At 42.0% G+C, this 20,660-nt stretch carries 17 protein-coding genes and 1 tRNA gene; 6 read left to right on the forward strand and 12 right to left on the reverse strand.

The features are described 5' to 3' along the window. The first annotated feature begins 361 nt into the window (after positions 1-361). Positions 362-2,008 carry a CYTH and CHAD domain-containing protein gene (locus tag ACZW67_RS12020; RefSeq protein ID WP_465183441.1) on the forward strand — a complete coding sequence of 549 codons (1,647 nt, stop codon included), beginning with the start codon at positions 362-364 and terminating at the stop codon, positions 2,006-2,008. A gap of 258 nt (positions 2,009-2,266) precedes the next feature. Here the strand turns inward: ACZW67_RS12020 and ACZW67_RS12025 are convergent, their stop codons facing one another. Continuing rightward, positions 2,267-2,782: a L,D-transpeptidase family protein gene (locus tag ACZW67_RS12025; protein WP_465183442.1), complete on the reverse strand. Its 516-nt coding sequence runs from the start codon at positions 2,780-2,782 to the stop codon at positions 2,267-2,269. Positions 2,783-2,987: 205 nt separating this feature from the next. Between ACZW67_RS12025 and ACZW67_RS12030 the strand changes: the two genes are divergently transcribed. After that, the gene (locus ACZW67_RS12030) at positions 2,988-4,247 is read left to right on the forward strand and encodes a hypothetical protein (RefSeq protein WP_465183443.1); all 1,260 of its coding nucleotides are present in this window, start codon (positions 2,988-2,990) and stop codon (positions 4,245-4,247) included. A 139-nt stretch (positions 4,248-4,386) separates the two neighbouring features. Here ACZW67_RS12030 and ACZW67_RS12035 read toward each other — a convergent pair whose 3' ends face one another. After that, positions 4,387-5,625, reverse strand: coding sequence for an argininosuccinate synthase (locus ACZW67_RS12035; protein ID WP_110923137.1), 1,239 nt, complete (start codon positions 5,623-5,625; stop codon positions 4,387-4,389). A 393-nt stretch (positions 5,626-6,018) separates the two neighbouring features. On the opposite strand from ACZW67_RS12035, the gene pyrC reads away from it, so the two are divergent. From pyrC to ACZW67_RS12055, 4 genes are all read left to right on the forward strand, one after another. Then, positions 6,019-7,089, forward strand: coding sequence for a dihydroorotase (pyrC, locus tag ACZW67_RS12040; protein ID WP_465183444.1), 1,071 nt, complete (start codon positions 6,019-6,021; stop codon positions 7,087-7,089). 219 nt (positions 7,090-7,308) lie between these two features. Continuing rightward, a complete protein-coding gene (gene rnt, locus ACZW67_RS12045; RefSeq protein ID WP_201591889.1) occupies positions 7,309-8,028 on the forward strand; it encodes a ribonuclease T in 720 nt (239 codons plus the stop codon). 294 nt (positions 8,029-8,322) lie between these two features. Next, positions 8,323-8,520, forward strand: coding sequence for a hypothetical protein (locus ACZW67_RS12050; protein ID WP_197102895.1), 198 nt, complete (start codon positions 8,323-8,325; stop codon positions 8,518-8,520). Between the two features lie 54 nt (positions 8,521-8,574). Beyond that, positions 8,575-8,650, forward strand: a tRNA-Glu gene (locus ACZW67_RS12055). 312 nt (positions 8,651-8,962) lie between these two features. Here the strand turns inward: ACZW67_RS12055 and ACZW67_RS12060 are convergent. The 10 genes from ACZW67_RS12060 to ACZW67_RS12105 all read right to left on the reverse strand — a co-directional run bounded on the left by ACZW67_RS12060 (position 8,963) and on the right by ACZW67_RS12105 (position 20,248). Continuing rightward, positions 8,963-9,586 (reverse strand): BLUF domain-containing protein, encoded by a 624-nt coding sequence (locus tag ACZW67_RS12060; protein ID WP_201550181.1) that lies wholly within the window; start codon positions 9,584-9,586, stop codon positions 8,963-8,965. 383 nt (positions 9,587-9,969) lie between these two features. Next, positions 9,970-10,728 carry a 2-C-methyl-D-erythritol 4-phosphate cytidylyltransferase gene (gene ispD, locus ACZW67_RS12065; protein WP_465183445.1) on the reverse strand — a complete coding sequence of 253 codons (759 nt, stop codon included), beginning with the start codon at positions 10,726-10,728 and terminating at the stop codon, positions 9,970-9,972. Between the two features lie 151 nt (positions 10,729-10,879). Beyond that, positions 10,880-11,188: an FtsB family cell division protein gene (locus tag ACZW67_RS12070; RefSeq protein ID WP_110923142.1), complete on the reverse strand. Its 309-nt coding sequence runs from the start codon at positions 11,186-11,188 to the stop codon at positions 10,880-10,882. Positions 11,189-11,313: 125 nt separating this feature from the next. Beyond that, positions 11,314-12,630: a phosphopyruvate hydratase gene (gene eno, locus ACZW67_RS12075; RefSeq protein WP_194197807.1), complete on the reverse strand. Its 1,317-nt coding sequence runs from the start codon at positions 12,628-12,630 to the stop codon at positions 11,314-11,316. 321 nt (positions 12,631-12,951) lie between these two features. Further along, positions 12,952-15,312, reverse strand: a complete 2,361-nt coding sequence (locus tag ACZW67_RS12080) for a heavy metal translocating P-type ATPase (RefSeq protein ID WP_465183446.1) — start codon at positions 15,310-15,312, stop codon at positions 12,952-12,954. A 222-nt stretch (positions 15,313-15,534) separates the two neighbouring features. After that, positions 15,535-15,759 (reverse strand): heavy-metal-associated domain-containing protein, encoded by a 225-nt coding sequence (locus ACZW67_RS12085; protein ID WP_465183447.1) that lies wholly within the window; start codon positions 15,757-15,759, stop codon positions 15,535-15,537. Between the two features lie 135 nt (positions 15,760-15,894). Further along, a complete protein-coding gene (locus ACZW67_RS12090; protein WP_465183448.1) occupies positions 15,895-16,149 on the reverse strand; it encodes a heavy-metal-associated domain-containing protein in 255 nt (84 codons plus the stop codon). Between the two features lie 39 nt (positions 16,150-16,188). Then, complete coding sequence (kdsA, locus tag ACZW67_RS12095) at positions 16,189-17,064, reverse strand: 3-deoxy-8-phosphooctulonate synthase (protein WP_465183449.1); 876 nt, start codon at positions 17,062-17,064, stop codon at positions 16,189-16,191. A gap of 329 nt (positions 17,065-17,393) precedes the next feature. Beyond that, positions 17,394-19,028, reverse strand: coding sequence for a CTP synthase (locus ACZW67_RS12100; protein ID WP_465183450.1), 1,635 nt, complete (start codon positions 19,026-19,028; stop codon positions 17,394-17,396). 191 nt (positions 19,029-19,219) lie between these two features. Continuing rightward, a complete protein-coding gene (locus ACZW67_RS12105; protein ID WP_465183451.1) occupies positions 19,220-20,248 on the reverse strand; it encodes a porin in 1,029 nt (342 codons plus the stop codon). Positions 20,249-20,660: the final 412 nt, after the last annotated feature.

Below are 20,660 nucleotides of genomic sequence, written 5' to 3' on the forward strand. Positions count from 1 at the left end.
TCAATTAGATTGTGAGGCTTAAAATGAGAAAAATTGTAGATAAACAAGGAAGGAATTGCCGTTAATATGAACATATTGACAAAATTACTGACGATGTTTAGCAAAATTTAGCCATTTTAAGACCACTAAATGTATTAATGTGCTAATTGATGACACGCTCTAGGCAGTTCTATAGAATATTACTTGTTATTAGATGATAGCTTTCATACGATAGAGTTGATTCAATCTAAAAAAGTACCAAGTAGCCGAGTACAGATGTGTAGTACTTTCACTCGACTTCCTTGTATCCAAATTATATTGAGCCGACTATAGACTGACTAAAGTACTCACTTAACATTTATCAAAATAATTGGGAGCCACCATGCAAGAGATAGAACTGAAGTTTTTGGTGCCAGAATCACGGCTAAAAGGCTTGATGCGTCAAGCTCAAGTCAAATCCTCACAGCTGACGCAACTGGCTGCCCATTATTACGATACGCCTGACCAACAACTAGCGAAAGCAGGTATCGGCTTGCGTATTCGTAAAGAAGGCGAATCGTGGGTACAGACAATCAAAGCTGGCGGCGATGGTATTGCCGCACGCTTAGAGCACAATGCGGTATTAGATAATGAACAAGTACAAGCAATGCTCGATGCCAACTCCCTCATGCCTGATTTGACCATTTATAAAGACACTCCAATCGCTCCTGCATTGTCTAAATTTAAGCTCAAAAAGCTGGCAAAAACACTGACACGGCTATATGTTACTGATGTACAGCGCACCACTCGATTGCTAGTAGAAGACAGTAGCGATCAAATAAACAATAGCATTGAGATAGCCTACGATCATGGAGAGATTGTTCATGGTAATGATAATGCTCAGCGAGAAGTCATTCAAGAGATAGAATTCGAGCTCATATCAGGAGATTTAGACTTTCTGTTTATGACAGCCAAAACTTGGTGTCAGCGCTATAAGCTATGCTTATCTACTGTAACCAAAGCTGAACGTGGTGGATTGCTCATCAACGGACAAAATCATAGCCCAGCAGTTAATGCTGATCTTAGCCAGCTAAACATCAATAAAAAAACTAGCATGCCTGCTTTTGTGAGGGCTGCCGTACATAACTGTCTACTACAAATACTACCGAACAGCAGTGCTATCGTGGCGGGTAGCACTGACAGTGACCATATCTTACAATCACAGATAGGTATTCGCCGCTTACTGACTGCCCTAGATGCGTTTGCTAGCTTCTCTGATGAAATCAATCCTGATTGGCAGCCAATACTAAACCAAACGGCTACCTTTATTGATGATTATCAGGAGCTGGATTATCTAGCAAATCATATCGATCCTAAGCTGCAAGAATATGGCGCGCCTGAGACTAACTGGACGATGGATATTGACGCTCTCAAAACCAAGCCTATTGATGCCATTAGCGTCCCTGATTTTCAGCTGACCTTATTAGAACTCATTTCCTTTACTATGAGTGATCCAACCCTTGAGCCTCAAAGTAATAAGCTTGCTACCGATAAAATTGTAAAAGTCTTATCCAAACAATATGAAAAGCTACTCCATACCGATGAAGAGCTTGGTGAGAGAAACAATGTTGAAAGCGATAGTATGGATTTAGAAGACATTGATTTAAAAAATATTGATTTAGAAGATGTTGATTTAGAAGATGTTGATTTAGAAAGTACGAACTCAAACCTTGATACTGATGACCAAGCAGACTTTGAATTGCATCAGCTAACAGATTTGCGCTACATCACTGAGTTTTTTGCGCCTCTATTAAGTAAGAAAGGCTCTAAAAAACGCACCGAACGCCAGCTAAAGTGTTTGCTCAAAGCGCAAAAACCATTAGAGAAATATCACGGTTATGCACAATATCAACAGCGTTATCAGTTAAAATCAGCTGTAGATAATAATGCACTATATGGTGCAGGCTGGTTTGCAGCCGTACTCAAAAATGACGCGAAACGCAGCGACAAATGCTTGGCCAAAGTGAGAGATCGTTCGATATTTTGGTAAAATATTCATCGTAAAATAGCAAAAACGTAAAATAAAAAAGACAGCTCACTTTATGAGGGCTGTCTTTTTTATAATGTCTGATTCAAGAAAATTACGATAGATGATTTAATCAATATATTTGTATTATCATTCTGTTTCATCCATTTATAGCATAGTCGGTTCAATATAGTTTGGATACAAGGAAGACGAGTGAAAGTACTACAAATAGTAGACTAAGCGAGACTGACACAGTATCCAATTTATAGAGGATTGACTATACTATTCAGCTGTAATAGTCACAAACGTACCCTCGTTTACCTGCTCAAATAGCTGAATGATATCTGCATTACGCATACGTATACAGCCATGCGAAAATGGTGCGCCCATTGGCTCGGTATCTGATGTGCCGTGTATATAGATATAACGCTGGTAAGTATCGCAACCACCTTGGCTATTAGCTCCTTTGTTCACGCCTTCTTCCAGACCGCTGAGCCAAAGGATACGGCTCAATATCCAATCGCGCTCAGGATGAGACTTACCGAGTTCCGCATCATATATCTCACCTGTGGGCACGCGACCTATAAACACAGCATTGCTAGGGACACTACCCCCTATTTTTTCGGCAATGACATGTTTGCCAAGCGGTGTACAGCCACTATCTTGCTGACTGCCAATGCCATTTTTAGCAGTCGATATCGAGTATCGTACTATTTCTTTATTCTGCTGGTGTACTGTTAAATATTGCTGAGCGATGTTAATAACTATCTGTATATCAAGATTATTGCTGTTTTTCATAAATGCTTCCAACTATCAGTCATTCGTAAAAATACCGTTAGGGCAATTAGGACATATTAAACTTCCAACTAGGTCACTCACAGTGACTATATTCGGATTATTCAACACGTCCTCGTAAAATGATTGAAAATTTCTATTATCAAGGGATTGTATCAAGGCATTGGGCACCGTAATATAGGGGCACACTTTTTGATGCTAGCAGATTATGACGACTATTTCACCGACACGTGTGTCGATGTATGATTTTCTATATCAAGATACCATACCGATGGTGTCATTATTGGCAGATGCCGCAAAGCTTTCATTACCACAAGCCCGCTTAGCAATGGATGCCAGTTTGCAGGCAATTATTAGTGCCCTTCTCGCTTACCAACAGCGTTACGATGGTCAGTCAGTGAGTAAAAAACTGTTTGGGCGTGGTGCTGTCAAAGAGTTACGACAGTATAACTCTATGAACTTTGCAACCATTAGTGCGACGTTATATCATCGTCACGATGCGGCAGATGCCATATTTTCTGATAATGCTCGGGTCATAAAAGCGAGCGATCGTATTGCCAGTCAAATTAACGCAACGACGCAACAAGTTCAAATTTTTCTGACCTCTTTATGCGTGGTTGTACTCCGTGAGCTGGCTATATTGGCAGAATACAGTCAACTTGATAATAACGAGATTAATAAATGGTTTGCGCTACAACCACAGTTTTTGTCATTAGCGCGTTTCGCAGCCAGTGAACCAGAAACGCTATCAGCTGAACTGGCCAACAGCAACGAAGCGCCCGCGATAGCAGCCGAAAATACGGTAGATACAGGAACAGAAAGTCCATCAGAGGTTGGCTTATTAAGTACTGAACAACTATCAAACAACCCACCACCTTTCGATCCTTACTGGTACGAGCTTACGGCATTCAAACCTGAAAACTATGAGCCTGTACAAGACATGCAAATGGCCACAGGTAACTATCTAAAAGCCATTGGCCGCTCACCTGACAACTTGCAACAAGGACGCCATAACGACATGCTGGTGTTTGCAGAAATGCATGATATTGCACTGCCACATCAACGTTGGTTATTACAACTCGCAAAAATATCAGATATCTATCTAAGTCGCAATCGACTACGCGTAAATTCTGAACCTGCTACCCCGCCCAAACCACCTTTGGTTAGCTTGGGACTCATCGGTGGCAATAGCGACAACACGCCCGCAACGATCAGTGAAAAACCGATTGAATACGAAGCCGCCACGCCGCTTTGGAAAAACCCCGTCATTATCATTATCATTCTGGTCATTAGTATACTGGGTGGATTGGCAACCCTCAAATATCAGATGCAAAAGTCTGACGGTGCTATGTTGGCAACAGAAGAAGTGTTATTAGAACAAAAGACTCTCGAAGAACGCCAGCAGCAGGATGTCGCAATCGTGATGGTAGATGATGAAGAGGTTACAGAAACAGCTGAAGCTGAGTAGACGCAAACAACCATTTAAACGTAGCTGTTGTCATAAGTATTTAATCACAAGCTATCAGCAATAAAAAAGAGGCCCTATTTGTAAGGCCTCTTTTTTGTGCGATTTAATTTTCTAATTGATTACGAGTAATCTAACAATCTTACTTCGATAAATCGCGACCACGGCTGGCTTCGATAGCTAGACGTAGACCATTAAGACGGATAAAGCCTTCTGCATCTTTTTGATCATAAGCGCCTGCATCATCTTCAAAAGTGGCGATTTTTTCGTCAAATAATGAATCGTCAGATTTACGTCCAACCACGCTCACTGCACCTTTATATAGCTTCACACGAACCGTACCGTTGACGTATTCTTGTGATTTGTCAATCAACGCTTGCAACATCATACGCTCAGGACTGAACCAGTAACCGTTGTAGATAGTTTTAGCATAGCGTGGCATTAGCTCATCTTTTAGATGCGCGGCTTCACGGTCTAAGGTCAATGACTCAATACCGCGATGCGCTTTTAGCATAATCGTACCCGCTGGCGTCTCATAGCAACCACGTGACTTCATGCCAACATAACGGTTTTCTACGATATCTAGACGTCCGATACCATGCTTACCGCCAATCTCATTGAGCTTGATCATGATTTCGAAAGGCTTGAGTGCTTCGCCATCGATAGCAACGATGTCGCCTTTTTGATACTCTAGCTCTAGATACTGTGCTTCGTCAGGCGCTTCTTCTGGGCTGACTGACCAGCGCCACATATCATCTTCTGCTTCAGCATATGGATCTTCTAGGATTCCGCCTTCATAAGAGATATGTAGCAGGTTAGCATCCATTGAGTATGGAGATTTTTTCTTGTTACCTGCATAGTCAATCGCAATGTTGTGCTCTTTCGCATATTCCATCAAGCTTTCACGGCTAGACAAGTCCCACTCACGCCAAGGAGCAATGGTCACTACGTCTGGTGACAAGGCGACAGCACCCAGCTCAAAACGTACTTGGTCATTCCCTTTACCAGTAGCACCATGGCTAATGGCATCGGCGTTGTGCTCTTTAGCAATCTCAACCAAACGCTTCGCGATTAGCGGGCGTGCAATAGAAGTACCGAGCAAATACTCGCCTTCATAGATAGCATTGGCACGGAACATTGGGAATACGTAGTCACGGGCAAACTCTTCGCGCAAGTCTTCGATATGGATATGTTTGATACCCATGGCTTCTGCTTTGGCGCGTGCTGGCTCAACTTCTTCGCCTTGACCAATATCTGCGGTAAAGGTAATAACCTCTGCATCATAAGTCTCTTGCAGCCATTTAGCGATGATTGAGGTATCAAGACCACCTGAATATGCCAATACGATTTTATTAATATTTTTCGGATCAAGTTGAGCCATGAATAACTCCTATTATGAGAATTTAATTTTGGTAAAAGCGCTAAGATTCAATCGAAAGGTAAACTACTTACTCAGTGTACATCATATTTACTATAGGCAAAAGTGCCACGGCCACAAGGAGTGAGCTTTTGGTTGAATGGTGAGCCAATGGATATAAGCTATCTCTATGAGATTGTTATCTAATCATGATAAACCAGACCATTTTATACATCCAAAAATCATTATTCGCCATAGAATGGTAGCAAAATACTCAAAACCTTCTACAGTACAACCAATGAATTATGTACAGAGCGTTAGTCGCATATTTAGTCAAGTGGGCAAATCTGTTATGATAGCCACATAACACCACTCCGTTTTATTCCCATATATGACGACACAGAGCGCTACGACATTATGACTGATTCGATTAGAGAGTTGACCATCCTTCAACCAGACGACTGGCATATCCACTTGCGTGATAGCATAGCATTGAGTACGACAGTACCGCATGCCGCAAATAGCTTTAATCGTGTGATTTGCATGCCAAACCTAGTGCCGCCCGTCAAGAATGTCGACGATGCACGTGCTTACCGTGCGCGTATCATGTCACATCTAGAAGCTAGTAGCTTGAGCGCAGAACGCAAAACGGCGTTCGACCCCCGTATGACCTTATACCTGACGGATAAAACGACTGCACAAGACATCGAGATGGCAGCAAAATCAGGTATCGTACAGGCCGTTAAGCTCTATCCTGCTGGAGCAACCACCAACTCTGCTGACGGCGTCACCAATATCAATGCTTGTGTCGATGTCTTTGAAGCACTAGAAAAATACGACTTGCCATTATTAATACATGGTGAGGTCACTCAAGACCATATTGATATTTTCGATCGTGAAAAGCGCTTTTTAGATGAAGTGTTGGCACAAATTATCGTAAAGTTCCCTACGTTGAAAATCGTAGTCGAGCATATCACTACCAGTGATGCTGCGGACTTTGTATTGGCCCAAGGCAATCACGTTGCCGCCACTATTACACCGCAGCATTTGATGTTTAACCGTAATCATCTATTGGTCGGTGGTATTAAACCGCATTTTTATTGCTTACCTATCCTGAAGCGTGAAAGCCATCAAAAAGTACTATTAGATGTCGCGACTAGTGGCAATCCAAAGTTCTTCTTAGGTACTGACTCTGCTCCGCACGCGACGGATAAAAAAGAAGCTGCTTGTGGTTGTGCCGGTTGTTATAGCGCTGCGACTGCCTTGCCACTGTATGCCACTGCTTTTGATAGCGTTGGCAAAATAGACAAGCTAGAAGGTTTTGCCAGTCGTTTTGGTGCCCAGTTCTACGGCATGCCATTAAATGAGAGTACGATTACGCTTGTCAATACGCCTATGCAAGTGCCTATCGCTTATCCTTACTTCGATGGTAGCTCTCTCACCCCGCTTATGGCAGGTGAAACCCTACCATGGTCTCTTAGAGACTAGAGCACGCTAAGGTATGTCATCATTTAGATTGTAAAACTTAAGATTACTAAGTGCTAAGTGCTAAGTGAACCAATTGATGACATGCCTGACATAAAGCCCTCTATATTTTATTCTATAATATCTGTCATATCCCTATCTTAGGCGGTGTGACAGATATCATCACATACTTATTTTTAATTCAATATAACAGTACGACTGATAAAAGCGATTTTACCTGATATGACCACTCAAAACGATGCTACCTTGCCTGACAATACCGTGACAGATGAACAAGCACCAATACGCTTAAAAGATCGCTTTCGTAAGTTTTTACCTGTGGTCGTCGATGTTGAGACAGCTGGTTTTAATGCACAAACTGATGCTTTACTAGAAATTGCCTGTATTCCTGTGCTACTTAATGAGCAAGGTGTGTTTTATCCTGGTGAGGCTTTCAATGCGCATATCGAACCTTTTGAAGGGGCAAACCTAGAGCCAAGCGCCCTCGCCTTTACAGGGATTGATCCTAAAAACCCACTGCGTAAAGCTATTGCCGAAGACGAAAAAACTGCCCTACGCCGGATTTTTAAGGGTTTAAAAGAAGTACGCCGTGAGGAAGACTGCCGTCAATGTGTATTGATCGGACACAATGCCCATTTTGACTTGGCATTTTTGAATGCCGCTGTGCTACGTACCAATAACAAGAGCCACAATCCGTTCCATAACTTTTCAGTTTTTGATACCGTCACGCTATCAGCACTCGCATTTGGTCAGACGGTACTGGCGCGGGCTTGTAAGGCAGCAGGGCTAGATTTTGATGGTAAAGACGCTCACTCAGCGCTATATGATACGCAAAAGACTGCTGAGCTGTTTTGTCATATTCTTAACCATTACCCCATGTTGGCTAATGCAATGCATGATGAAGCAAATAAAGATGAGTTACCTAACAGCGATAATAAATAAGCCACATATCCTATATTGCCCATGTCTCCTAATAGTGCTACTTTTAATACTTGATGACTTTGGCATCTTGATTTTACAATCAATAGGGATATGATTGATATCATGATAAACAAGCCTCTCGTTTAATTATTGAATATGGTATGGCCATCATTCAAAAGTAACAAACGAGTCGACGACCTGTAAGTATGCACTCTGAAACGGTGTTGTCGTATCCTGTAGATGGTTTAAGTTGCCCACACTACCTCATAGCATGACATTGCTCATACTATAAGGCTTGATAGGAGGGACTTTATCATGGATCCACAACTCAAATTATGGGGAACAATCATAGGCTATATGCTGCTAGCTTTGACGATTAGCGCTTGTACTTCTTTGTGGATTCGCTATCATTTAAAGCGTAAAGACTTACATCCTCGCCGTGCAATTAAAAAAAGATACTTAATTTTAAAAAGACGAAGAAAAAGGCTTGACAGCAAGCGCAGACACCATTAGAATACGCACCACTTCGGCATAAATGGTGAAAGCAGCTGAGGTGTTGTGTTACTAGTCCCCATCGTCTAGAGGCCTAGGACACCGCCCTTTCACGGCGGTAACGGGGGTTCGAATCCCCCTGGGGACGCCACTATTTGGCGTCACTCGTTAGCAAGTTTGCTGCAAAGCATCTATTAAGACTAACAAGCGTACCATCGAAAATCCCAATCACATCGTGATTGGGATTTTTTTTATGCGTGCATTTAACTGTCTCAAAAAGACGATACCTAAGATCTTCAAACCTCTATCACTATTAATTTAATGCAGCTAGTAATGTGTACTATGAATACGCAACTTGATTTGCTGCTGCATCTATATTAAAAGTTTTATCGAAAATTTACTGACAAAAAAGCCAACATTGACTGTTGGCTTTTTTAGATCGAATACGATTTCTTTATAAAATTTACCAGATTTTATCTGATAACATCAACCATAACAATGTCATGATAACCATCACACCAAGTACAGTTTGAATCAAAAAGAATGCTTGATGCTGACCGACCACCTTACTTAAGGTCACCCCTAATGTACTGTACTTAATAGGTGGTGTATCTATATTACCTGTTCTTGCCTGTTCCTCATAATACCCTTGTAGGATATTTACAAACCTTGGCCATTCACTAGAATCCCAGTCGTAAGGCTTAAACGGCATAAAGTTTTTCAGCTCAGGCTCTTTTGTCATCCAGCGTTCAAGTGTGACAGAACGTAGAGACCAATTCGTAAAACGGCGTTGGGAGATTTGTGAAAAATCTAGAATTTTTAGTTCTTTATGACGGTCATCTACTAGCAATCGATTTTTTAAATTAGTGAGCGCTTGTTCTGACCCTTCTACACACTGTAAGAAGTAACCATTGCCATAGCAAAGAATACCTGTGACGTTATCGGCTTGGTTCTGCTCAATCGAAATCTCTGAAATGTCATTAAGCGTACTAGAGCCTGACAGACCAGTCGACGTGATTTGGCTGATATATACAAGCTGGCAGAGATCTATTGTGACTGGATTTGTCGAATCATTAATTTTTGACAATTCGATTCTCCCTATTTTTAGATAAATGGAGCTAAAACAACCATACTAACTTTAGAAAAAACATAGAGACAAGACTTTTAGAAGCATCAAATTGGTCTGGTATATTATTGATTTTATAAATGTTTATATTAATTGTATTAAGTTGGTTACATCATAGGCTAGTTTGGTCATCAAAGCAATCTATGTTTGACAATACTGTTTGTTCTTCATAATTGAGAAGACTTCAAATGAATGAAGTAGCCTATGTTTTTATTTTAAAATAGGTGCTGGCTGAAATATGTGAGATATAAGCACACCTACATCTCTATTAAATAGACGTATTCGATACGATACAGGTAGTAGCAAACTAATAAGAAACAGCTATTGGAGATACTTTAGGATAATTACGATTGTGCAGTCAGAATAGCTGCAAGTAAGATAGCATCGTCTGGATAAGTGAGCTTTATGTTTTGGCGACTGCCAGTCACTAGACGAATAGGGAAATCTAAGTATTCAAAGGCACTGGCTTCATCCGTGATAGAAAGGTTATGGGTAAGAACATAAGCCAATACCCTCTTCAACTCACCTAATCGAAATACTTGTGGGGTTTGAGCTTGCCACATATTACTGCGGTCGATAGTGCGTTTAGCATAAGAATGTGCGTGGTTATGGTTACTAATAATAGTCTCATTCGTAAGCTCAGATTGGGCAGTAGAATAGACGTACGACTCTTTTAGCGTATCAGCCACAGGTGTTGCTAGGATAGCGCCATAAGGCTCTGTCATCGCCGCTTCGACAACTTGATCAATATCATTACTGGGTACAGTAGGACGCGCAGCATCATGAATCAACACTAGGTCTGAATCGTCAGCACCTGAGTGACTGATTACCTCTACACCTGCCTGTACTGACTGCCAACGCTCAGCGCCGCCAATGACATAATCTATAGGAAGTGCGAAATCGAGTGTTTGAGCAGTGATGTCATCTGCTGCAATCACCAGCAAGCACTTATCAATATAATCATTACAGGCGAGCCTTGCCACACTATGCTGTAGCAGTGTCTGTCCTTGTAGCATCGTGTATTGCTTGGCAACAGATGCACCAAAACGACTACCGCGACCAGCAGCGACGATCATGGCATGTATACGAGGTGTGGTATTCATAAGATAGTACTCATCAAGCAGTTCTCATGGTTGAGACCCATGACAATATGGCTAAGGAAAAGTAAGTGCTAAGAGAGGTAAAGAGATTGAGGTGAACCGAATATCTATTCTAGATACTAATAGATAGTATTTTTTCGAAAATTAAGAATGATTACTGACTGCTGTGTGTAGTAGGTGCCGTAGATACTTGCACAAACGTCTCGTTTGGTTTAATCAGACCCAAATCTAAACGAGCATGCTCTTCTACTGCTTCAAGACCATTTTTTAAATCATATACGTCGGTACGTAATAAATTATTTGCTGCTACTTGGCTCTCATTCAAGCGCTGTTGCTCTTCTGTCTGAGTCATCAGTTCGTTGTGCTCGAAACGACCATTTTCGCCTAGCCAATACTGATATTGCAGCCCTAACAGGACAGCAACGGCTAACGCAAGTAACATAAATTGGCTAAAATATTTCATAATAGGATAACGCCAAACGACAGAGATATAGTAAAAATTAGCTAAAGCAGCTAGGCAATATATAAACACAATAATGATTACATACTGCCCAGCTTTAACGTTAAGTCCTGATCAACTTGGACTTATTAACCACGTAGACCGATGAACTCTTCACGGCCACGATAGCTTGCACGTACTTGCTGCTCGATACGAAGCAGTTGATTGTATTTTGCGACGCGATCTGAGCGGCATAGCGAGCCAGTCTTGATCTGACCAGCAGCAGTACCAACCGCTAAATCTGCAATAGTACTGTCTTCAGTTTCACCTGAACGATGCGAAATAATCGTCGCATAACCATTTTTCTTCGCCAGATAAATCGCATCTAGCGTTTCTGATAAAGTACCAATCTGGTTAAACTTGATCAAAATCGCGTTGGCAATTTTCTTATCGATGCCTTCTTGCAAGATAGCAGGATTGGTTACGAATAAATCATCGCCGACCAATTGAACTTTATCACCAATTTGCTCAGTCAAATACTTCCAACCATCCCAATCTGACTCATCAAGACCATCTTCGATAGAGATAATAGGATATTGACGTGCCAAACCAACTAGATAGTCTGAAAAACCTTGGCTATCAAAAGACTTATTACCTTCGCCTGCCAAGATATACTGACCATTTTTATAGAACTCACTTGCCGCACAATCTAACGCAAGATGAATGTCTTCACCAGCTTTATAGCCGACTTGCTCAATCGCTTGCATAATGACAGTGATGGCTTCTTCGTTGCTGCGTAGGTTTGGTGCAAAACCGCCTTCATCACCGACCGCTGTATTCAAGCCTTGTGATTTTAGGACAGATTTTAAGCTGTGGAAAATCTCCGTACCAGCACGCAATGCTTCTGAGAAGCTCGTAAATCCAACTGGCTCAATCATGAACTCTTGGATATCTACAGTATTATCTGCATGCTCACCACCGTTTAAGATATTCATCATTGGCACAGGCATCGTAAGCGACGTCTGATTGCGCAAGTTGGCAATATACTGGTGTAATGGCAAATTCTTTGATTTGGCAGCCGCTTTAGCAGTGGCAAGTGACACCGCTAGCATAGCGTTGGCACCAAGGCTGTCTTTGTTTTCTGTACCGTCTAGCGCAATCATTGCATCATCAATGCCTTGCTGCTCTGTAACGTCTTTGTCCATCAAAGCGCTACGGATTTGGCTATTTACATTGGCAACGGCTTTTTTCACGCCTTTACCCATGTAGCGATCTTTGTCGCCATCACGCAGCTCAAGCGCTTCACGTGAGCCAGTTGACGCGCCACTTGGTGCAGCAGCACGGCCAATTGTACCATCAGCCAAGATAACATCGGCTTCAATCGTTGGGTTACCGCGTGAGTCTAAAATCTCACGAGCGCGAATGTCTTTAATTGCGGTGACGTTGTTGGTTTCTTCAGCGTACATAATGTCTGTTAATTCCTTTGGTCATGCCAAGTTTATGGGGTAAATAACGGCAACTAGAATACAAAAAAGATAAAGCAAATTATCGTATAGCACGTGCGCCTAAAACAGCTTTGCCTATTTGTAAAATCGGTCAATTCTAAGTACGATTAAAGGTTTATTTGGCGTATCGATAGCTGGCTATAGTGCTTGGCATCATAGCATAAATTTTGCCAAACTTCCCTTATCTTACACCAACTTGCGCTCATAAAATTAAATATGAGCAGCAATGTCAGCCGTTATCGAATCGTTTTATCTATGACGATGTAAAAAGCGAATGAATGCCTATGCTTTAGACAGCTGCTCTGCTTTAATATTGGTGTTTGAGACTGTATTATCCAGCTCAACCTCTGTCTGAAATCGTGTCAATCGCAGTGCATTCATTAATACTGAGATGGAGCTAAGCGCCATGGCAGCAGCTGCAATCATAGGATTTAAAAACCCAAAAGCAGCGAGTGGAATGCCAATGCAATTATAAATGAAGGCAAAAAACAAATTTTGCTTAATATTACGCAGTGTTGCTTGAGCTATTTTTTGTGCCGCATCGATATGCATCAATGACTCACCCATCAATCGTGCAGAAGCACTGTGCTGGGCAACATCTGTCCCTTCAAACATGGCAAAACTGGCATCGGCAGTTGCCATCGCTGGTGCATCATTGACACCATCACCTGCCATGGCAACTTTATGACCCGCTGTTTGTAATTTAGCAATCTGGCTCGCCTTATCTCTCGGACTCATTTTGCCATAAGCAGCCTTGATACCCAGTTTCCCTGCGACATAATCGACGACGGACTGCTTGTCACCACTCATCAAAATCACATTAATGCCTGCATCCTGTAGTGCAGTAATCGCTTGTGGAGTATCCGCTTTTAGGTCATCCGCTAAAGCAAAAGCGCCTAAAGGTTCGTCATTAATACTAACTGCAACCGTACTGGCCACTTGCCATGCTTTTGGCATAAACTTTGGCAGCGTCAAGTTAGCAAACTCTGCTGTACCAACCTTGATAAGCCCAAGTCCGTCAATGTTTGCTTGTATACCTGCGCCTTTTATCACGCTGATATCAGTAACATTCATTAATGGCAAATTGCGGTTTTTTGCAGTGTTGACTAGAGCAGTTGCTAGTGGATGACTGGCATGCGCCTCAACGCTCGCGGCAATCTGCAAGACGTCATCAACAGCAAGCGATTTGTCCACCATGACATGATCGACGATAGTCGGTTTGCCAATGGTCAGTGTGCCCGTCTTATCCAAGACAACGGTATCGATGTCGCCTGCTGCTTCGAGGCTTTGTGCATCCTTGAACCAAACACCATGACGAGCAGCAACGCCCATACCCGCCATAATTGCAGCGGGTGTGGCCAAGCCAAGCGCACAAGGGCATGCGATAACCAATACAGATACGGCGTGCATTAGTGCTGTATCCACCATACCTGTCAGCCACCACGTGACGATAAAAGTAACCAATGCAATCGTAACCACAATAGGAACAAAAATAGCTGTCACTCTATCAGCCAGACGCGCTAAATTGGCTTTTGAGCCTTGTGCATCGCTGAGTGCTTGTACCATATCACCTAGCTTGGTATCGCTACCTTTAGCACTGACGCGATATAGTAAGCTGCCATTTTCGACTAGAGCACCCGCTAGTAGACCATCGCCCTCTTCTTTTTTGAGCGGTACGGACTCACCCGTTAAATGACTCTCCACACACCAGCCACTACCACTTATAACCATGCCGTCGGTGGCTACTCGGCTACCTTGCTTAGCGCGCAAAATATCACCAACCTGTACATCTTGGAGTGCAACATTATGAAAGTCTCCATTCGATTGCTGCTGCTCAACTTGATCAGGCGTCAATGACAATAGTAAATCAATACTATTAAGACTATGCTTTTTGGTACGCTCTTCTAAGTACTTACCCGTACGAACAAAAGCAATAACCATCACTCCTGCTTCAAAATATACGGCTGGGCTATTATCTGTACCATGACCGCCCATGTTAGCATCTTGCAGCAAACTATTTAAAGTGCCATCGCCATGCGTGAGCCACAGATAAGTCGAGTATGCCCAAATGGTGACCGTACCGATAACGACCAATACGTCCATATTGGCAAGACCACCTCTAATCGATGCCCACGCACTCTTATAAAATGGCAGTGCTAGTCCAAATTGCACAATCGTCGCTATGAGGAACTGTATCCAAACCGGTGGCATCCACGCCATACCAAAACCCGTCAGCATGCCTGCCATACCGACTAAAAATGGGATTAAGCAAACCCATAGCCCAATTAAGCGCCAAGGATACTCAGTTGCTGTATCCTTGTCCGTTTTCTCAAATAAGCTCTCACCTACTTGTAAATTAGCCACAAAACCAGTTTTATTCACCCATTCCGTGACCTGCTCTGGTGTGGTCTGACTCGGATCATAATCGACATTGGCAGTCTCACCTGCAAAATTCACACTCACATCGTATACCGATGGCTTTTTGTTAAGTACCTTTTCGATTCGTGAGGCACAAGCCTGACATGTCATACCATCAATCGCCAGTTGTAGATGCGCACGCTGCGGCGTAAGTGATGTATTTGACTGAACGTCAGTTTCAACATCGTAGGATTTGTCATTAGTGGTGCGGGTAATATCATTCATAGAAAAAACTCGGTATGGCATTTATTCGTTATAGCGTTTGTAAAATTGGATGAGCCATAAAAATATCAGTGGATGGATGAATCTAAATTAAAAAACATTCAAGGTTACTATCCATTCAAATCAATTCATTTATAGCCATCTGGGAAGCAACCTAATATCACTACTCTTCAACCATTAAAAAACCAGCCCTAATAGCTGGTTCTTTCAAATGAAAGACGGTACTTATGAGTTAGCGACAGTCGCATCAAAGCCAGCGTCATCAATCGCTGAAACAATGGCTTCTATATTTGTTTTACTATCGTCAAAAGTAACGGTTGCTTGATTGTCTATCAGCTCGATACTGATATCATCTAGGCCATCAATATCAGCAGTAGCGTTATATATACTGGCTACGCAGCCACCGCAAGTCATGCCGTCGATTTTTATAACACAAGTTTGGTCTGTCATATGAGACTCCTTATTTTTATTTATTAATATAATACTGTTTTAAATAAATGATACGCAGATACTATCTGAGAATCATTCGAGCTGAGAATCATTCGAGCTGAGGATCATTCGAGGAATAATACCCGATATCAAAGATTAATCATCATGATGTGAGTTTTGTGGTGCATCGATAGGAAACGGCTGAGTAACATAATCAACCATACTGATTGCCGCCGTCAGAGCATGGATACTCGTATCGGTATCTTCATAACGCACGGTGGCAACGTGGCGAGTAGTATCTAAATCGATAGCTGTTACGCCCGTAATGTTCTTTAATGCCGTCATCACACTATCGAGTCCTGCTGCGTCATCGATATTTTCGATACTTACTTGTGCGGTTTGAATCGCCATTACATTATCCTCCTATCTTCGACCTATTAGCTAGTACTACTAATGAGTATCTAACGTTTCAAAACCTTTGACCAAATCATCAATCTGCTTAAGCTGACGTAAAAATGGCTCTAACTGACTCATACGTAGAGCACAAGGACCGTCACATTTGGCCGTTTCTGGACTTGGGTGTGCTTCTAAGAACAACCCTGCCAACCCTGCTGCCATACCTGAACGTGCAAGCGTCGTGATTTGCTCGCGGCGACCACCTGCACTATCACTACGTCCACCTGGCTGTTGCAAGCTATGCGTCACATCAAAGAATACAGGAATATCCATCTGCTTCATCGTATCAAAACCAAGCATATCGACGACCAAATTGTTATAACCAAAAGCACTGCCGCGCTCACACAATATCAGTTTGTCATTGCCACCTTCCAAGCATTTATTGACGATATGGCGCATCTCATGGGGTGCTAAAAACTGGGCTTTTTTAATATTGATAATGGCATCTGTCTTCGCCATCGCATGGACCAAATCAGTCTGACGTGACAAAAATGCAGGCAGCTGAATGATATCAGCCACTTCAGCGACAGGTGCTGCTTGATGAGGCTCATGAACGTCAGTAATGATGGGTACTTGGAACTTCTCTTTGATTTGGCCAAGCCAGTCAATGCCTTTCGCCAGCCCTGGACCTCGATAAGAGTGCAAGCTTGAACGGTTGGCCTTATCAAAACTGGCCTTGAAGACATAATCGATGCCCAAACGTTGGCATATATCAATATACTGTTCAACAATCTCAAACGCTAACTCTTTAGATTCCAAAACATTCATACCGCCGAGCAATACAAACGGCTGATCGTTACCAATATTAATAGTGTTATTGTTAGGCGTATTAAGCTGAATATGTGATTGTGCTTTTAATAAATTTTCCATTAAACAACTATCCTCTTTATTGTTATCAGTGGTTCTATCGCATATTGTAACCGATAGCCCAATTAATAAAAGTATCCAAGCGTAATCATACCATTCCTAAAAATCAGAATAGTCCGAGAAATGAGTGCAACTGCCTCATTTATTAGACTAATCACTTTTCACGTGGTTAATGATATTTTTTGGGTTTGGTGTTATCCGTACTCAACAATCATATTCACCATAGCTAGGCTCTCTAATTCTAAAATATAGGCTCAAAAAAAGACCGATTCGAAAATCAGTCTTTTTTATACATGTAAATACGTCAGGCGTTGATAACGACTTGGTTTGAACTATCTGGCTTCGTTATAGTTTTTCGCCGCTTTTACGAAGCTGTTGAATAGTGGATGACCACCACGTGGCGAGCTAGTAAATTCAGGATGGAACTGTACAGCAACGAACCATGGATGCTCAGAAATCTCAACTGACTCAACCAAATGCTGCTTGGCTGAATAACCAGATATGGTCATACCTGCTTGCTCTAGTGGCTCGATATAACGGTTATTCATCTCATAGCGATGACGATGACGTTCCGTAATATTGCTCGCGCCATAGATTTGGCTTAATTTGCTGCCAGCAACTAATTCGGCTTGCTGTGCACCTAGACGCATAGTACCACCAAGATCTGAATCATCACTACGAATCTGTAGCTCACCGCGCTCATCTAGCCACTCAGTGATGAGACCGATGATCGGCTCAGCGGTCTTGCGATCAAACTCAGAAGAGTTAGCATCAATATTAAGCACATTGCGAGCATACTCAATCACTGCCAGCTGCATACCGAGGCAAATGCCTAGATAAGGTACGTTGTTTTCACGTGCATAAGTAATGGCTTTCATTTTGCCATTAGTACCACGCTCTCCGAAACCGCCTGGTACTAAGATAGCATCAGCGTTATTTAGCTGGGCGAATAAACCCTCATCACTTTCCAAACGCTCGGCATCGATATAATCAATCTTTACGTCTGCTTTATGTGTGATACCAGCATGGAGCAATGCTTCATTGATAGACTTGTAAGCATCAGGCAGTTCGACATACTTGCCAACCATCGCTACGGTCACAGTCGTCTCAGGATTAAGCTGCGCTTCAACAACTTTATCCCAATCGCTCAAATCTGCTTCAGGTACATCAATACCGAAACGCTCACAAATCAAGTCATCAAGGTCTTGCTCATGCAAAGTACGCGGTATTTGATAAATACTTTGGGCATCTTCACACATAATGACTGCACGCTCTTCCACATTAGTGAATAGCGCAATCTTACGGCGATTGTCTTGTGAGATATGATGTTCAGAACGGCAAATCAATATGTCAGGCTGCAAACCAATAGAACGCAGCTCTTTTACAGAATGTTGGGTAGGCTTGGTTTTGGTCTCACCAGCACTAGCAATATACGGTACTAGCGTTAGATGCATCAGCATGGCTCTATTACGGCCAAGCTCTACTTGCATTTGGCGTACGGCTTCCATGAAAGGCAGTGACTCGATGTCACCGACTGTACCACCAATCTCGATGATAGCGATATCATAACCCTCACCACTGGCCAAGATTTTACTCTTGATTTCATCAGTGATGTGCGGGATAACTTGTACTGTACCGCCGAGATACTCGCCGCGACGCTCTTTATTTAAAACGTTTTGGTAGATACGACCACTGGTAAAGTTATTGCTTTTACTCATCTTTGAATGACGTAAAAAGCGCTCGTAGTAGCCCAAATCTAAATCTGTCTCTGCGCCATCTTCGGTAACGAAAACTTCGCCATGTTGGAATGGGCTCATCGTACCTGGATCGACATTGATGTACGGATCCATCTTGGTCATCGTGACTGTCACGCCACGTGCTTCTAAGATAGCGGCAAGAGATGCTGCGGTGATACCTTTTCCTAGTGAGGACACTACCCCACCGGTCACAAATATAAACTTGGTCATAGTACTCTTTCGGTAATTGGTAAAGAAGGATTTTACTAAAAATACGCCACAAAATATAGGGCAAAAATGCAAACTATCAGAAACTCTTCTGTTTTTATGTTGGCAATCAACATTTTTCTATAATTTAAATGCTACACAACAAAAAACTCACCCCGAAGGATGAGTTTTTTATAATCAGAATCTAGTTCATACTAGAATAAATATTCTAGACCAGTACCAACTACCACTACATCTGCATCACCTCTAGTACTCATGTATGGAACGTTATCAGCACTGTTTACGCCAGCATAGGCATGAGCAATGATATTGTCTTTATACATGTATTTACCACCAACAACGATTTGGTCTGAATCAGCGTTGTTAAGACCATCTAAGTTGTCAGTTTTGTTGTACTGTGCATATACAGCTGCTGGATAAGTAAAGTTGTTTAGACCCATCTGAGCACTAACAACTAGACCTTTCTCTTTTTCAGAGCCGTAATCGTAATCACCTACTTGGTATAGTGCGCCTAGAGTGATAGGAGCTGCCATATATTTACCTAGATCGACAGTTGCGGTACCACGGATGATATCACCATTGATGTTTTGGTCTTTATCATAAGCAATACCAGCAGTGAAACCAGTGCCTTGATCGAATAACATAGCAACACCGAAGCCGGCATCGTCATTACCATTTTGGTCATCAGAGCTATACATTGCAGAAAGCTCTAAAGGTAGGTTGTTGTATTTCGGTGCAGTCCAAATTACTGAACTATTGATGCGGTTACTATCCGCCATGTTTAGAGCACTAACAACTTCACTTTCATTTTCAGTTTGACCTAGATTATCCCAATAACCTTGGTTAACTACAACGTTGTCAATACGAGCTAAGCTTGATTGGTTTTTACCAACACGGAATTCACCAAACTGCTTGTTTACTAGACCAAGATATGTATCACGGTTAGTGAAGGTAGCGTTATCCCCATCGAGACTAGTGCCATACTCTAAACGATAGATAACATCAGTATTAGCAGTCATCGCCTCAGAACCTTTAAGGCCGATACGTGAAGCATGAGAGTTAATCTGCACTGTATCTTCATCATACATGTTGTTACCAGCGGCATCAAATTCAGCGTTTTCATAGTCAGCGGCTAGGAATGCTTTACCATAAACGGTAGGAGCGGCATTGGCTGCAGATACAGATAGGGCAGCAACTGCTGTAGCTAAAAGTAGTTTTTTCATGGGGTATCTCCACTTTACAATTTTAGTAATAAGCTAGCTATTATTAGCTGGTGCTCATAATGGTATCGTCACAAATCCTCAAAGATATAATGTGTAACTGGCTACCGAGATTAGTCAGAAACAAGTGTGGCGAATTTCTATTACAGTAAGATGAAAAACAATAATTTACATAACTGGGATTAAGATAGTAACTGCCATGTAACCTTTCGTCTTTACCAATCCATTGCGTAACATCCGTTACCAAACTCATACTTCGAGTACAAGCATAACAACTTTGACATAATTTGCAACATGTTTTTTTGCTTTTTCGATACATCCATTATCGAACGACTAGCGCTCAGTTATATTTGAGCAATCACTAAAAAAATTCTATTGACTCAAATAGATATAAAAACCATTAATTAGTATTTTT

The sequence above is a fragment of the Psychrobacter sp. TPE 89C genome (genome assembly GCF_055522395.1).

What these genes read in the sequence shown, in the direction of transcription:
- ACZW67_RS12020 (WP_465183441.1), top strand. Translation starts at nt 362, where the DNA reads ATGCAAGAGATAGAACTGAAGTTTTTGGTGCCAGAATCACGGCTAAAA.
- ACZW67_RS12025 (WP_465183442.1), bottom strand. Translation starts at nt 2,782, where the DNA reads ATGAAAAACAGCAATAATCTTGATATACAGATAGTTATTAACATCGCT.
- ACZW67_RS12030 (WP_465183443.1), top strand. Translation starts at nt 2,988, where the DNA reads ATGACGACTATTTCACCGACACGTGTGTCGATGTATGATTTTCTATAT.
- ACZW67_RS12035 (WP_110923137.1), bottom strand. Translation starts at nt 5,625, where the DNA reads ATGGCTCAACTTGATCCGAAAAATATTAATAAAATCGTATTGGCATAT.
- pyrC (WP_465183444.1), top strand. Translation starts at nt 6,019, where the DNA reads ATGACTGATTCGATTAGAGAGTTGACCATCCTTCAACCAGACGACTGG.
- rnt (WP_201591889.1), top strand. Translation starts at nt 7,309, where the DNA reads ATGACCACTCAAAACGATGCTACCTTGCCTGACAATACCGTGACAGAT.
- ACZW67_RS12050 (WP_197102895.1), top strand. Translation starts at nt 8,323, where the DNA reads ATGGATCCACAACTCAAATTATGGGGAACAATCATAGGCTATATGCTG.
- ispD (WP_465183445.1), bottom strand. Translation starts at nt 10,728, where the DNA reads ATGAATACCACACCTCGTATACATGCCATGATCGTCGCTGCTGGTCGC.
- ACZW67_RS12070 (WP_110923142.1), bottom strand. Translation starts at nt 11,188, where the DNA reads ATGAAATATTTTAGCCAATTTATGTTACTTGCGTTAGCCGTTGCTGTC.
- eno (WP_194197807.1), bottom strand. Translation starts at nt 12,630, where the DNA reads ATGTACGCTGAAGAAACCAACAACGTCACCGCAATTAAAGACATTCGC.
- ACZW67_RS12080 (WP_465183446.1), bottom strand. Translation starts at nt 15,312, where the DNA reads ATGAATGATATTACCCGCACCACTAATGACAAATCCTACGATGTTGAA.
- ACZW67_RS12085 (WP_465183447.1), bottom strand. Translation starts at nt 15,759, where the DNA reads ATGACAGACCAAACTTGTGTTATAAAAATCGACGGCATGACTTGCGGT.
- ACZW67_RS12090 (WP_465183448.1), bottom strand. Translation starts at nt 16,149, where the DNA reads ATGGCGATTCAAACCGCACAAGTAAGTATCGAAAATATCGATGACGCA.
- kdsA (WP_465183449.1), bottom strand. Translation starts at nt 17,064, where the DNA reads ATGGAAAATTTATTAAAAGCACAATCACATATTCAGCTTAATACGCCT.
- ACZW67_RS12100 (WP_465183450.1), bottom strand. Translation starts at nt 19,028, where the DNA reads ATGACCAAGTTTATATTTGTGACCGGTGGGGTAGTGTCCTCACTAGGA.
- ACZW67_RS12105 (WP_465183451.1), bottom strand. Translation starts at nt 20,248, where the DNA reads ATGAAAAAACTACTTTTAGCTACAGCAGTTGCTGCCCTATCTGTATCT.